This is a genomic window from Saccharopolyspora phatthalungensis (genome assembly GCF_014203395.1).
Taxonomy (GTDB): domain Bacteria; phylum Actinomycetota; class Actinomycetes; order Mycobacteriales; family Pseudonocardiaceae; genus Saccharopolyspora; species Saccharopolyspora phatthalungensis.
The window spans coordinates 205,330-219,261 of record NZ_JACHIW010000002.1 but is presented as its reverse complement, the minus strand read 5'-3'; the positions used below and the strand labels follow the sequence as shown (position 1 = coordinate 219,261).

The following is a 13,932-nucleotide window of genomic DNA, read 5'->3' as shown; positions in this document are numbered from 1 at the left end:
CTCACGGCTCGGCCCACACGACGGCGGTCGCACCCGCGATCTCCATCACGGTGACCGTCTGGCCGGCCTCGATAACCTGGGTCTCGTCGAACGCCCGCGCCGACCACAGCGCGCCGTCGATGCGTACCTGACCACTGTGCGCATCTACTGTGGATTCCACCTTGGCACGCTTACCGACCAGGGCGTCCACATTGGTCTTGAGCTCGCCCGGCAGCTGCATCCGCCGCTTCAGTGCCGGCCGTGCCAGGAAGATCAACCCCAGTCCCAGCACCGCGAACACCGCAGCGTCGACCGGCAGCGGCGCGCCGAGCGCCGAAGTCCCGGCGGCGCCCAGTGCCGCGGCACCGAGCATCACCAGGACGAAGTCGCCGGAGAGCAATTCCGCGGCGACCAGCAGCACCCCGGCGATCAGCCAGAGCAGCGCGGGAGTCATATTTCCCATGGTGACAGACACCGAGCGGGCTCGGCGGATCGATTCGGCCCGACGTGATCAACGCGTGATGTCGCGCCGCCCTTCCGCAGCCGGCCCGGCCCGTCAGCACTCCTCGGTGACGAAGTCGATCAGCCGCTCGACCGCGGACAGCAGCGGGGCCTCGACGTCCCGGAAGCTCGACACGGCCGAGAGCACCCGTCGCCAACCATCGGCGGGCTCTCCCCAGCCCAGCTCGGCGCAAACCCCCTGCTTCCAGTCCGTTCCGCGCGGCACCCGGGGCCAGCCGGGAATGCCCACCGCCCGCGGCTGGACCGCTTCCCAGATGTCAACGAACGGATGACCGGTGATCAGCACATGCGGGTGGTCGATTCCCTCGACCAGGCGGTACTCCTTGCTTCCGGGCACCAGGTGGTCCACCAGCACGCCGATTCGCCGCCCCGGCTCCGGGCCGAACTCGGCCAGCAGGGCGGGCAGGTCATCGACGCCGTGCAGCGGCTCCACGACCACCCCTTCGACCCGCAGGTCGTGCCCCCAGATCCGCTCGACCAACTCGGCGTCGTGCTGGCCCTCCACCCAGATCCGGCTGCCCCGCGCGGTGCGGGCCCGCAGGCCCTCGACGCGCACCGAACCGGAGGCCGAGTGCGCGGGCTTGGCGGCCCGGGCGCTGCCGCGCACGGGCACGAGGGTCGCCGGTGCGCCCTCGAACAGGAAGGCGGCCGGTCGCATCGGAAACAACCGCTGCTTGCCGTGCCGGTCCTCCAGCACGACGGTGTCCTTGTCCACCCGCACCACCGCGCCGCAGAACCCGCTGGCCGGGTCTTCGACCACCAGGCCGGGCTCGGCGGGCACCTCGGGCACCTTCCGCCGACGCGGGCCCGCGAGGATGTCCTTGCCGTAGTTGACCGAACGCACGAGGCGCCACATTAATCCGATCGTGGCCAACGTGGGGCGCGGCGCGCCGCCACCGCGTAGATCACAGTCGCAAGACCCCCGACGGCACGGCGGAGTCCCATTCCGTACCCTCTCTCGACGTGCCTTGCCCAAGCGCCACGATGGTTGTCTGGACGTCCGCCTGGCTGCACGGTGCAGCCGCCTCGGACGACGTGCTCGATGCCCTGCAGAACTGGGCCGAGTCGCAGGAAGTGTGTGCCGCCGACGCGGAACTTGCCGCCCGGCTGGACCTACCCGGACCACAGGAAACCCCGGCCGGTCCCGCGCTGTTGCTGGCCTCGCTGCGCAAAGCCGGGGCGGCCGATGGTGCGCTGGTGCTGCCGGTCCCCGGCGACGCCCGCGGTCTCGGCGGGACGAATCCCTTCGCGAAGGCGGCGATGCGCGTCGGCGAAGCCGTCGTGCTGCCGGAAACCGGCCTCGGACTAGTACCGCAGCCCATCGCCGAAGGGATCCTGCGGTGGACCGTGTTCGGCCTCGGGGATCTGCCGCCGCTCGAACACCTGCCGATCGGGGAGGCCGAACACGGCATGGCCTCGGCGATGCGGGAAGCCGCCAGCGCGTTGATCGATCTCGGTGTCGCCAAGCACCGGCCCGGGGTACGGGAGGAGATCGCCGAAACGGTCTCGTCGCGCCCGACGCCGCCGTGGCCGGAGGGCGTACCACAGCGCACCTTGCGAATCCTGCAGCGGGCCACCGAGGTCGAGGCGATCCTGTGGGTGGCCACCGACGACTCGCCCGGCGGCGCCATGTCCGCCTCGGCGATCCGCGGCCGCACCGAGGCCCTGCGCCCGCTGTTCGACGCGGTCCGCGCCGCGCGCCGGGCGTCGGTCGCCGAGATGGTCCGCGTCCTGGCCGACCGCGCCAGCAAACCCTGAAACCACCCGAGCCGGGTGAGGGTGGCGGGCATCAGCACGATGCACGCCACCCTCCCGGCAATGACCACTTACTTCGAACTGGAACAGCAGCCGACGGCGCAGGGCGCTCCGTTGGTGGCGCAGCCCGCGGCGGGTAGGACCGAGAGCTTGCGCGGCTCCAAGTCGTCGGTGTGCTCGGCGATCAGCTCGGCGATGAGCTTCGCGAAGCGCGGGTCCGGACCCGCCGTGGCCGCCCGGGCGAATCCCATGCCCAGCTCGGCGGCCTTGTCCTTGGCCTCGTTGTCCAGATCCCAGATCACCTCGAGGTGATCGGAGACGAAACCGATCGGGCTGACCACGACCGACTCGACGCCCTTGGCGTGCAGGTCGTCGAGGTGGTCGCAGATGTCCGGCTCCAGCCACGGCACCTGCGGCGGCCCCGATCGCGATTGCCACACCACGTCGTAGCCGTCCACCCCGACCGCCTCGGCGACCAACCTGGACGCCTCGGCGACCTGCCGGGAATACCACTGCGGGCGGCCGTCCGGCCCGTCCTGCGCATCGGCCTTCAGCGGGATCGAATGCGCGGTGAACACCAGCCGCGCTTGGTCGCGCCGCGCCGGGTCCAGCTCAGCAAACGCACGGCGCACCGCGTCGGCGTTGGCCTCGACGAACAGCGGGTGGTCGAAGAACTGCCGCAGTTTCACCAGATCCGGGGCCCGGTCGCCGATGGCGGCCCGCGCCCGCGCGATGTCCTCGTGGTACTGCTTGCAACCCGAGTAGCCGCCCCAGGCGGAGGTGGCGAACACCAGCGCCCGTCGCACCCCATCGTCGGCCATCTTCGCGACGGTGTCCTCGACCATCGGGTGCCAGTTTCGGTTGCCGAAGTAGATCGGCATTTCCCGGCCCTGCTCGGCCAGCTCGGCCGCGAGGGCGGCCAGCAGGTCCTTGTTGAGCCGGTTGATCGGCGACACCCCGCCGAAATGGTGGTAATGCTCGGCGACCTCGTCGAGACGTTCCGGCGGCACTCCCCTGCCTCTGGTCACGTTCTCCAAGAACGGCCGGACTTCATCCGGGCCCTCTGGCCCCCCGAACGACAGGAAAAGCAACGCATCAAAGCTCACCGAACCATGATGACGCTGCGCAACGGGACGCCCGCAGCCGGGGCAGCGGCTGCGGGCCACCCGCATGCTCAGACGCCGAGGGCGTGCACGCCGCCGTCGACCATGATCATCGAACCGGTGGTCTTGGGCAGCCAGTCCGACAACACCGCGCACACCGACTTGGCCACCGGAGTCGGGTCGTTGACGTCCCAGCCCAGCGGGGCCCGGTCGCCCCAACCTGCCTCCAGGTCACTGAAGCCCGGGATCGACTTGGCCGCCATCGTGCGCACCGGCCCCGCCGCCACCAGGTTGACCCGGACGCCCTTCGGGCCCAGCTCCCGGGCCAGGTAGCGGGAGGTCGACTCCAGCGCGGCCTTGGCCACGCCCATCCAGTCGTAAGCGGGCCAGGCGACGCGGGCATCGAAGTCCATGCCCACGATCGAAGCGCTCTCGCCCAGCAGCGGCAGCACCGCGGTACTCAGCGACTTGAACGAGTAGGCCGAAACCTCCAACGCCGTCGAGATGTCCTCCCACGGCGCGGCCAGGAAGTCCGCGCCCAGGCAGGAAGCCGGGGCGAAGGCGATGGAGTGCAGCACACCGTCGAGCCCGCCGACGTGTTCGCGCACCCGGTCGGCGAGGCTGTCGAGGTGCTCGCTGTTGGTCACGTCCAGCTCCAGCACCGGGGCGGGCTTGGGCAGCCGGCCCGCGATGCGCTCCACCAGGCTCATCCGGCCGAACCCGGTGAGCACCACCTCGGCCCCCTGCTCCTGCGCGACCTTGGCCGCATGGAACGCGATCGACGCATCGGTGATCACGCCGGTGACCAGAATCCGCTTGCCTTCGAGCAATCCGCTCACGTATTTCCTCCGCTGTGCTTCTTTGAGGCGCCTAGGCACCTGCGACTACCGCCACGCCCTCGCCATTGCCGAGCGCGCCAAGACGAATCGTCCACTGCGTCCGTCCCATTCGGACGATGTCAGTGGCCCATCCCGAGGCCACCGTCGACCGGGATCACCGCGCCGGTGATGTAGGCCGCGGCGTCGGAGGCCAGCCACTCGACGGTGGCCGCGACCTCGTCCACGGCGGCGAACCGGGCCAGCGGGATCTGGCCGAGGATCTCCTGCTGGCGCTCCTCGGAAAGCGCGTCGGTCATGTCCGTGGTGACGAAGCCGGGAGCCACCACGTTGGCCGTGATGCTGCGCGAGCCGAGTTCACGGGCGATCGACCGGGCCAAGCCGATCAGGCCGGCCTTGCTCGCCGCGTAGTTGGCCTGCCCGGCCCCACCGGAGAGCCCGACGACCGACGAGATGAAGATCATCCGGCCCCGGCGGTTGCGCAACATGCTGCTGGCCGCCCGCTTGGCCACCCGGTAGGAACCGGCCAGGTTCGCGTCGATGACCCGGCTGAACTGGTCCTCGCTCATCCTCAGCAGTAGCGTGTCGTCGGTGATGCCCGCGTTGGCCACCAGCACCTCGACCCGGCCGTGCGCGGCTTCGACCTCGTCGAAGGCGGCGGCCACCTGTTCCGGGTCGGTGACGTCGCACCGCACCCCGAACAGGCCCTCCGGAGCGCCCGATCCGCGGTGCGTGACCGCGACCTTGTCCCCGGCAGCCTGGAAAGCCTTCGCGATGGCCAATCCGATGCCGCGGTTACCGCCGGTCACCAGTACGGACCGTGCCACTGTGGATCTCCCCTCGAACAATGCCGCAAGATTCGTTTCAGCCGCGACATTATCCGCTCGCGCTCCCCGGCCGCTCATCGCCTCCATACATAAATGCCCCCACCGTGTCGTGGTTCCCCTACAGCGACGTGGACCGGCACACTGCGCTAAAGATCATCGACCCGGGAGGCGCTTGCATGCCCGTCTCGTCCGACGAACTCGCCGCTGAACTGCGCGGCGCGCTGTCCGGCCCGGCTCGTTTCGACCCCGGTACTCGCGCGCTGTACTCCACCGATGCGTCGAACTACCGCCAGGTTCCGGTCGGCGTGGTGTACCCCCGCACCGAGGACGATGTGGCTGCGGCGGTCGCGATCGCACGGCGGCACGGGGTGCCGATCACCGGCCGTGGCGCGGGCACCAGCATCGCCGGCAACGCCGTCGGGCCCGGCCTGGTGCTGGAATTCGCCCGCTATCTCAACCGGATCGTGGACATCGACCCGGACCGCCGGCTGGCCCGGGTGCAGCCCGGCGTCGTGCTGGACTCGCTGCGCGCCGCGGTCGCCGACCACGGCCTGACCTTCGGGCCGGATCCGTCCACGCACAGCCGCTGCACGCTCGGCGGCATGATCGGCAACAATGCCTGCGGCACGCACTCGGTGGCCTGGGGCAAGACCGTCGACAACGTGCATTCGCTGGACGTGCTGCTCTCCGACGGCACGCGCCTGGAGGTGGGCGCGACATCGCCGACCGAGCTCGACCGGTTGTGCGCGCGCGGCGACCGGACCGGGCGGCTCTACCAGGAGCTCCGAACGCTGCGCGATGACGTCGGCGACCTGGTCCGCCGCTCGTTCCCGGACCTGACCCGCCGGGTATCCGGCTACAACCTGGACCAACTGCTGCCGGAGAACGGGTTCCACCTGGCCAGGGCATTGGTGGGCACCGAGGGGAGCTGCGCCGCGGTCCTCGGCGCGACCGTCGAACTGGTGCCCTCGCCGCCGGTGAGGTCGATGACGGTCCTCGGGTTCTCCGATACCTATGCCGCCGCCGACGAGGTGCCCCGACTGCGCGGGTTGGGCGCGCTGGCCATCGAGGGGCTCAGCGCCGAGCTGGTGGACGTCGTGCGCCGCCGCAACCCCGCGTCACCCGCGTTGCCCCTGCTGCCGGGGGGCCGGAGCTGGCTGCTGGTGGAATGCGGTGGCACCGACCAGGCGGAGGCCGAAGCCGCGGCGCAGCGCATCGCGGCGGCCATGGGTGAGCGCGCGGAGCACGTGATCCACACCGCCCCGGCGCGGATGGCGGCGCTGTGGAAGATCCGCGAGGAAGGCTCCGGGTACTCAACGCGAATGGCCGGTTCCGAGCGGTGGTCCGGTTGGGAAGATGCCGCCGTGCCACCCGAGCGACTGGGCGCCTACCTCCGGGAATTCGACGCCCTGCTGGCCAGGTTCGGGCGGCGCGGGGTGACCTACGGCCACTACGGGGACGGCTGCATCCACGTCCGCATCGACTTCGACCTGCTGTCCGCGCCAGGCGCGACCGACTACCGGGCCTTCCTGGAGGCTGCCGCGGACCTCGTGGTCGCGCACGGCGGTTCGGTCTCCGGCGAGCACGGCGACGGTCAGGCGCGGTCGGCGCTGCTGACCCGGATGTACCCGCCCGAGGTGATCAAGGCCTTCGAACGGTTCAAAGCCGCCTTCGACCCCGACGACCTGTTCAACCCCGGTCAGATCGTGCGCCCGCGGCCGGTCGACACGGACCTTCGGCTCCTGGTGGCACCGCCCCGGCTGCCGAGCCGGACCACGCTGGCGCTGCACGCCGACGACGGCGATCTCGCCGCCGCGACCCGCCGCTGCGTCGGGATGGGCAAGTGCCTGAACACCACGGGCGGGGTGATGTGCCCGAGCTACCGGGCGACGAAGGAGGAGAAACACTCCACCCGGGGTAGGGCGCACCTGCTGTTCGAGATGCTGGCCGGTCGCCTCGTCCGCCGCGGCTGGCGCTCACCGGAGGTCCGCGACGCGCTCGACCTGTGCCTGTCGTGCAAGGGCTGCAAGTCCGACTGCCCGGTCGATGTCGACATGGCGACCTACAAGGCCGAATTCCTGCACCACCACTACCGGCGCCGCATCCGCCCGGCCGCGCACTACTCGATGGGTTTCCTGCCGTTGTGGCTGGCAGTGGGCAAACACGCCCCCAGGCTGGCCAACCGAGTGCTCTCCGGACCGCTGGCTCCCGCGCTCAAACGCCTCGGCGGCATCGACACGCGACGGGACGTGCCGAAACTGGCCGCGCAGACACTACAGGCGTGGTGGTCTGATCGGCGGCCGACCACCGGCACCGCCGCTGGCGCACGCGTGGTGCTGTTCCCGGACACCTTCACCAACCACTTCGATACGCACATCGGCCGGGATGCGGTGGCGGCGCTGGAAGCGCTCGGCCACGCCGTGCGAATACCGCGCGAACCGGTCTGCTGTGGACTGACATGGCATTCGACCGGACAGCTCGGCATCGCGCGCACGATGGCCCGCCGCACCGCTCGGCTGCTGCGCCCCCAACTGGACCAAGGCATGCCCGTGGTCGGTCTAGAGCCGAGTTGCACCGCATTCCTGCGCAACGACGCCCTGGAACTCGCACCGCACGACCCCGACGTGCAGGCACTGGCGGCAGCGACCAAGACCTTCGCCGAATGGATCGAACCGACCCGAACTCAGTGGCAGCGCATTGAAACCGGCCCGCAGGCGCTGGTTCAGGTCCACTGCCATCAATACGCCGAACTGGGATTCGCCGCCGATCAGGCCACATTGGACGCCACCGGGACCCGGGCGCGGGTGCTGGATTCGGGCTGTTGCGGCCTGGCAGGCAACTTCGGCTTCGAACGAGGGCACTACGACGTCTCGATCGCCTGCGCCGAACAGGCCCTGCTCCCGGCCGTCCGCGGGGCCGCCCCGGACACCGAGATCGTCGCCGACGGCTTCAGCTGCCGAACCCAACTCCGACAGACCACCGACGCCGAACCCGTCCACCTCGCCACCCTCGTCGCCCGCGCCCTTGACCTCAGCGGTTCGTAAGGCAAAGTGGCGGATGCGACAGTGCGCCGAGGAATGCCGGGCCGGTGCCCCGCGTTGCCCGGTTACGCAGGCAGCGAGGAGGGAGACAAGATGGCAACGGTCGAGCTGACCACGGACAACTTCGACGAGGTCGTCGCAGGCAACGACTTCGTCATCATCGACTTCTGGGCCGACTGGTGCGGCCCATGCAAGATGTTCGCGCCGGTCTTCGAGCGCAGCGCCGAGACCCATGAGGACATCGTCTTCGCCAAGGTCGACACCGAGGCCCAGCCGAAACTGGCCAGTGCCTTCGAAATCCGCTCTATTCCGACGCTGGCGATCGTCCGGGACAACGTCCTGGTGTTCCAGCAGCCCGGCGCCCTACCGGAGAACGTCTTCGAAGACCTCATCCGCCAGGCCCGCGAGCTGGACATGGACGAGGTCCGCAACAACGCGGATTGAGTCAGAAGCCCGGTTCGACCGCTTCCCCGACTGCCGCATGCAGGACACCCGGTAGCGCGCTGATCTCCTCGACCAGTGCCGCTACCGGGACTTTCCCTTGCAACCGCAGCGCTACCACGGCGGTGCGCTGCTGTTGGTCGTCGGTGTCCTCGCGCTCGACCTGCAGGTCCATCACGGTCCAACCACGACTGGTGCACAGCGTCAGCACACTGCGCAGCACGCCATATCCGTCGAGGTAGCCGATGCGCATCACCTGCGGTTCCCGCAACGACTTGCGCATCATCCGCAACAACCGCGGATATCCCATCACCACGAGGTAGTGCACCGCCGTCGTCGCGGCGGCCAGCAACACCAGCCCGCTACCGCATGCCATGCCGACCGCGGCCACCATCCACACCGTGGCCGCCGTGGTCAGGCCGCGGACCGCGTCCCGCCGGACGAAGATCAATCCACCGCCGATGAAGCCGATACCCGAGACGACCTGCGCCGCCACCCGCGACGGGTCGAACGAAACCCGGTCGAAGGCCAGCAGATCACCGAAGCCGTACTTGGACACCAGCATGAACAGCGCCGCGCCGACGCCCACCAGGGCGTGGGTGCGGAGCCCGGCGCTCTTGGCCCGGATCTCCCGTTCCAGGCCGATCAGGCTGGAAAACAGCAGCGCGGTGCCCAACTCGACGAGCAGCGGAATTTCACCCAGCCCGGCTACCACCGCATCAGACACCCGTGGAACGTAACGCATCAACCGCACAGGGTCACGATCAGAGTGTCGACGACCTCATTTCGCGGGCGATTTCCATGGAACTCAACGCGCATTTCCATTGAAATCGCCCATTACGCCCTCAGGACGCCTGCTGCGGCCGTCGCGCCAGGTAGGCCACGGCAGGCGGCAGGTTGCGCCAGACCGTCCTGCTGATCACCGTTTCCTCGAACTCCGCGCGCAAGTCCGCGAGCTGGCGTCGGGCCGGCGGGGCCCACCGCGTCCAGGTGTAGGCGAATTGGGTGAACGCGCCCTCCGGCGCCAGCGACTCGGCGATCAGCCGGATCAGCGGCACCCCGTCCACCGGCGCGTGCGCCACCCACGGCAGTCCGCTGACCACGACATCGGCTCGCAAGCCGCGCTGCCGCAATAGCTCCGGCAGCTCCCGGGCATCCGCGCACAGCGACTCCACCGCGGGAAACCGCTCCCCCAACCGCGCCGCCCACCGCGAGTTGAGTTCCAGCGTCAGGTGCCGACCGCGGCCGCCGAGCCGACGCTGGATCACCTCGGTGAACGCACCGGTACCGGGCCCCAGCTCGACCACGACCGGATCACCGCGATGCGCGATGGGCGCCACCATCTGCTCGGCCAGTGACCGCGAGCTGGGCCCGACCGCGGCGGTCGTGGTCGGCGATTTGACGAACTCCCACAGAAAACCCGCGGCTGTGCCCACCGGCGCTCCCGTCGCTACGGCAGTCGGCGGCCGGCGAACAGCGAAATTCCGGCCGCGATGATCGCGGCGAGCGTACCCAGCACCAGCCACGGTTTGCTGGCATCTGTGTGCTTGGTCTCGTAGCCGATCTGTTCACCGAGCGTCGCGTACACCTCGCGCAATTGCTCGGCGCTGGCCGCCTTGTGGAACTCCCCGCCGGAGAGCCGGGCGATCTCCTGCATCGCCTCGTCGTCGACCTCCACCCACTCCTGCTCGCCCTCGATCTCGATGCTGCCGTGCTTGGTGCCGAAGGAAATCGTGGAGATCGGGATGCCGGCCCGCTTGGCTTCCTTGGCCTTGGTATAGGCGCCGCGCGGGGCGTCCATCTCGCGCGGGATCGTCTGCCCGCCGTCGGCCATCAGCACGATCCGCGCCGGCGGAGCCCCGGCCGGGCCGCCGACCATCTTGCCGAACGAGTCGATCGCCTGCATCGAGGCGTTGATCCCGTCACCGGTGGCCGTCGCCTCCGCCAGCTTCAGGCTGTCGATGGCCTGCTTGACGCCGGCCCGGTCGGTCGTCGGCATGACCAGCACCGTCGCGGTGCCCGCGAAAGACACCAACCCCAGGTTGATCCCCGGCGTCAGCTTGTCCGCGAACTCCTTCGCCGCGACCTTCGCAGCCTCCAGCCGGCTTGGCTCGACGTCGGTGGCCTTCATCGACAGCGACACGTCGATCGTGAGCATCACGGTGGCCCGGTTGCGCGGGATCCGCTGCTCGGCGGTCGGTCCGGTCAGCGCCACGGTCAGCAGGATCAGCGCCACACCGAGCAGCGCCGGCGGCACGTGCTTCCACCAGCCCTGCCGCCGGGAAGCGACCCGGTCGAGCACCTCCAGGTTGCTGAACCGCAACGTGTCCCGGCGTCGGCGCCCCAGCGCCCAGAGGTAGCCGACGATCAACGCGGCGACCACGAACAGCAGCAGGAACCACCACGGCGCGGTGAATCCCGACAAACTCAACATCAAGAAGCTCCTCCGGACCAACCCCGCTTGCGGGCCACCACGAACCGCACCACGTCGGCGATCCAGTCCGAATCCGTCCGCAGCACGAGGTGCGCGCACCCGGCGCGCCGCAGCACGGCCGCGACCTGGTCGCGGTGCGCCGCCGCGGCGGCGGCGAACTCCTTACGCAGCACCGGAGTCGTGTGCACCTCCCGCCGCTTGCCCGTTTCCGGATCCGACAGCAAGACCGTGCCGACATCGGGCAGTTCCAGGTCGCGCGGATCCAGCACCTCGATCGCCAGCAACGAATGGCGTGCCCCCAGGCCGCGCAGCGCACGCTGCCAATCCGCCGACCCAAGAAAGTCCGAAATCACCACCGCCAGGCCGCGCCGCCGCGGCGGTCGGCGCAGCGACTCCAGGAGCTTCGCGAGATCACCGCGCGTGCCTTCCTCGGCCCGCGGTGTTTCGGCCACCTTCGTCAGCAGAGCCCGCGCATACGCGGCACCACCCCGCGCCGGTAGCCGCCGCTGGCCGGTGCCGTTGTCCACCACCGCGCCGATCCGGTTGCCGCCGCCGCTGGTCAGGAACATCACCGCGGCGAGCGCGGCGATGGCCAACTCCCGCTTGTCGCATGCCGCCGAACCGAAGTCCAAACTCGGCGACAGGTCCATCGCGACCCAGGTCTCCAGCTCCCGGTCGGCCACCGTCTGCCGGATGTGCGGCTCGGCGGTGCGCGCAGTGACCGCCCAGTCCATCCGCCGCACGTCGTCGCCGGGCTGGTAGATCCGCGCCTCGCCCGGCTCGGTTCCCGGACCGGGCACCAAGCCCTGATGATTGCCCTGCAAAAGGCCGTCGAGCCGACCGCGCACGCTCAGCTCCAACGCCCGCAGGGCCACCTCCATCCGGCCGGTCTCCAGTGCCGGCGGTGCCCAGGGCGGGCGCTCGCCGCTTCCCGAGTGGGATGCTGCCGACACCGCTGCGTCGCTCCTCACTGGTGCGGGGTGGGACCGGGGTGCGGCTGCCCGTAACCGCCCGGCCCGACCGGCGCGGGCGGACCGGCCTGCGGCCGCGCCGACACCTGCGGCAGTGGCACGGTCTGCAGCACCCGGCTGACGATGTGCTCGACCGGGATTCCATCGGCCAGCGCGTCATAGGACAGCACCAGACGATGCCGCAACACGTCAGGCACGACATCAACCACGTCCTGCGGCAGCACGTAGTCGCGGCCGCGCACCAGCGCCAACGCCCGCGCGGCGGCGACGATGCCCAGGCTCGCCCGCGGCGAGGCGCCGTAGGACACCCAACCGGCGATGTCGGAAAGGCCGTGGTCATTGGGTATCCGGGTGGCCACCACCAGCCGCACGACGTAGTCGACCAGCGCATGGTGCACGAACACGCTGGCGGCCACCTTCTGCAGGCGGATCAGTTCGTCGGGATTGAGCACCGGGCCGGGCTCCGGCGCGGTCACGCCCATCCGGTAGATGATCTCCCGCTCCTCCTCCGCCGAGGGGTACTCGACGGGCAGCTTGAACAGGAACCGGTCGCGCTGCGCCTCCGGCAGCGGGTAGACGCCCTCGTTCTCGATCGGGTTCTGGGTGGCCAGCACCAAGAACGGGGCGGGCATCGGGAAGCTCTGGCCGCCGATGGAGACGTGCCGCTCGGCCATCACCTCCAGCAGCGCCGACTGGACCTTCGCGGGGGCGCGGTTGATCTCGTCGGCGAGCACGAAGTTGGCCAGCACCGGGCCCAGTTCGACATCGAAGCGTTCGCTGCCCTGCCGGTAGATCCGGGTGCCGAGGATGTCGGCGGGCACCAGGTCCGGGGTGAACTGCAAACGGGAGAACGAGCCGCCGACCACCTGCGCGAAGGTCTCGACGGCCAGCGTCTTGGCGACCCCGGGCACGCCTTCCAGCAGGATGTGTCCCTTGGCCAGTAGCCCGGTCAGCATCCGTTCGACGAGCCGGTCCTGGCCGACGATCACCCGCTTGACTTCGAAGACGGTGCGTTCCAGCAACTGCGCGTCCCGCGCCGGGGTGCTCACCTGTTCCGCCGGGCGCGCCGCCGCGGCTCCGGGGCCCCCGCTCTCACCGTTGCCGGCCTCGGTCACTTCTCCCAGCCTCCTGTTGTCGATCCGGCCGTTTCCGGCCGATCAAGATCCTGACACGCGCCTGTCGCACGCTCGCGCGGGGGCGATGCCCCACGCACACCCAACCGCACCACCGGTATGACCCCTGTAAAGCCCCACCGACGGGCATTCGTTTCACTCATCACTGAAGCCACAGATGCAACGAAACCGGCTGAGATCAGGTACGCCCTGCACACTGACTTAGGGACTGGCCGAGCTGCCGCGTCGGCTACCTCTCGCCCCTCACGCCTTCGGGAGGTGCGGGTTCCGAGCTCGGCGAAGGTCATCCGGGGTGTCCACATCGGACACCTCTGCGTCGGTGGCGGGGACCGGCAGCGGGTCGAGCGGCGCGAAGCAGGAGCGGATCGAGCGGTTCCGAACCGCCGCGGGCATCGCCTTGTGGAGCGCGGGGATCCGCCACATCCCCACCAGCCACTGCCGTTCGCCGTCGGCATCTACCAGCACCGCACCCGGAACCTCGGGCTCGGCGCGCAACGCCTCCAGCAGACGCGAGATCGTCGCCGGCGTCAGGTGCGGATGGTCTCCGGCCAGCACCGCGACCAGCGATATCGACGCAGGCACTTTCAGCAGCCCGGCGTGCACACCGGCCAGCGGCCCCCCGCCCGGCGGGTCCTCGGAGGTCCACTCGACCGCCCGGGCCGTCGCGCGTGGTGGCCCGACCGCGATCACCGGTTCCGCGTCCGCCGCGGCATCGAGAGTGCGGTCCAACAGGGAGCGGCCGCCGATCGGTAGCAAGATCTTGTCCACGCCGCCGAGCCGCCGCGCCCGGCCACCGGCGAGCACTACTGCCGCGAAATCCGCTGCCACGCTCAGCAATGCTTCCAGCCGACCGGGCCGCGCCGCCAGCCGGTCCTCGTCCGGCGGGTCAG

General features: G+C 70.1%; 14 protein-coding genes. 3 read left to right on the top strand and 11 right to left on the bottom strand.

All coding sequences use genetic code 11. The features are described 5' to 3' along the window. Position 1 precedes the first annotated feature (1 nt). Entirely contained in the window at positions 2–433 is a 432-nt protein-coding gene (locus BJ970_RS27900) for an NfeD family protein (RefSeq protein WP_184729809.1), read from the bottom strand. A 102-nt stretch (positions 434–535) separates the two neighbouring features. Continuing rightward, a complete protein-coding gene (locus BJ970_RS27895) occupies positions 536–1,345 on the bottom strand; it encodes a DUF3097 domain-containing protein (RefSeq protein ID WP_446689108.1) in 810 nt (269 codons plus the stop codon). A 140-nt stretch (positions 1,346–1,485) separates the two neighbouring features. Between BJ970_RS27895 and BJ970_RS27890 the strand changes: the two genes are divergently transcribed. Next, a complete protein-coding gene (locus tag BJ970_RS27890) occupies positions 1,486–2,259 on the top strand; it encodes an Rv1486c family protein (protein WP_184729805.1) in 774 nt (257 codons plus the stop codon). A gap of 68 nt (positions 2,260–2,327) precedes the next feature. On the opposite strand, the gene BJ970_RS27885 is transcribed toward BJ970_RS27890, so the two are convergent. From BJ970_RS27885 to fabG, 3 genes are all read right to left on the bottom strand, one after another. Then, entirely contained in the window at positions 2,328–3,362 is a 1,035-nt protein-coding gene (locus BJ970_RS27885) for a ferrochelatase (RefSeq protein ID WP_312864500.1), read from the bottom strand. A gap of 68 nt (positions 3,363–3,430) precedes the next feature. Continuing rightward, positions 3,431–4,198 carry an enoyl-ACP reductase FabI gene (fabI, locus tag BJ970_RS27880; RefSeq protein WP_184729801.1) on the bottom strand — a complete coding sequence of 256 codons (768 nt, stop codon included), beginning with the start codon at positions 4,196–4,198 and terminating at the stop codon, positions 3,431–3,433. Between the two features lie 119 nt (positions 4,199–4,317). Continuing rightward, a complete protein-coding gene (gene fabG / locus BJ970_RS27875) occupies positions 4,318–5,022 on the bottom strand; it encodes a 3-oxoacyl-ACP reductase FabG (RefSeq protein WP_184729785.1) in 705 nt (234 codons plus the stop codon). 176 nt (positions 5,023–5,198) lie between these two features. On the opposite strand from fabG, the gene BJ970_RS27870 reads away from it, so the two are divergent. Continuing rightward, positions 5,199–8,066 (top strand): FAD-binding and (Fe-S)-binding domain-containing protein, encoded by a 2,868-nt coding sequence (locus BJ970_RS27870; RefSeq protein WP_184729783.1) that lies wholly within the window; start codon positions 5,199–5,201, stop codon positions 8,064–8,066. Between the two features lie 90 nt (positions 8,067–8,156). Beyond that, the gene (gene trxA, locus BJ970_RS27865; protein WP_184729781.1) at positions 8,157–8,507 is read left to right on the top strand and encodes a thioredoxin; all 351 of its coding nucleotides are present in this window, start codon (positions 8,157–8,159) and stop codon (positions 8,505–8,507) included. Between the two features lies 1 nt (position 8,508). Here trxA and BJ970_RS27860 read toward each other — a convergent pair whose 3' ends face one another. The 6 genes from BJ970_RS27860 to mobA all read right to left on the bottom strand — a co-directional run bounded on the left by BJ970_RS27860 (position 8,509) and on the right by mobA (position 13,870). Then, complete coding sequence (locus tag BJ970_RS27860) at positions 8,509–9,231, bottom strand: MgtC/SapB family protein (RefSeq protein ID WP_312864499.1); 723 nt, start codon at positions 9,229–9,231, stop codon at positions 8,509–8,511. Between the two features lie 118 nt (positions 9,232–9,349). Next, positions 9,350–9,940: a class I SAM-dependent methyltransferase gene (locus tag BJ970_RS27855; RefSeq protein ID WP_184729777.1), complete on the bottom strand. Its 591-nt coding sequence runs from the start codon at positions 9,938–9,940 to the stop codon at positions 9,350–9,352. A gap of 14 nt (positions 9,941–9,954) precedes the next feature. Then, positions 9,955–10,935 (bottom strand): VWA domain-containing protein, encoded by a 981-nt coding sequence (locus tag BJ970_RS27850; protein ID WP_184732321.1) that lies wholly within the window; start codon positions 10,933–10,935, stop codon positions 9,955–9,957. Between the two features lie 2 nt (positions 10,936–10,937). Beyond that, a complete protein-coding gene (locus BJ970_RS27845) occupies positions 10,938–11,819 on the bottom strand; it encodes a DUF58 domain-containing protein (protein ID WP_246471984.1) in 882 nt (293 codons plus the stop codon). Positions 11,820–11,905: 86 nt separating this feature from the next. Beyond that, positions 11,906–12,958, bottom strand: coding sequence for an AAA family ATPase (locus tag BJ970_RS27840; RefSeq protein ID WP_376775176.1), 1,053 nt, complete (start codon positions 12,956–12,958; stop codon positions 11,906–11,908). A gap of 327 nt (positions 12,959–13,285) precedes the next feature. Beyond that, positions 13,286–13,870: a molybdenum cofactor guanylyltransferase gene (gene mobA, locus BJ970_RS27835; RefSeq protein WP_184729771.1), complete on the bottom strand. Its 585-nt coding sequence runs from the start codon at positions 13,868–13,870 to the stop codon at positions 13,286–13,288. Positions 13,871–13,932: the final 62 nt, after the last annotated feature.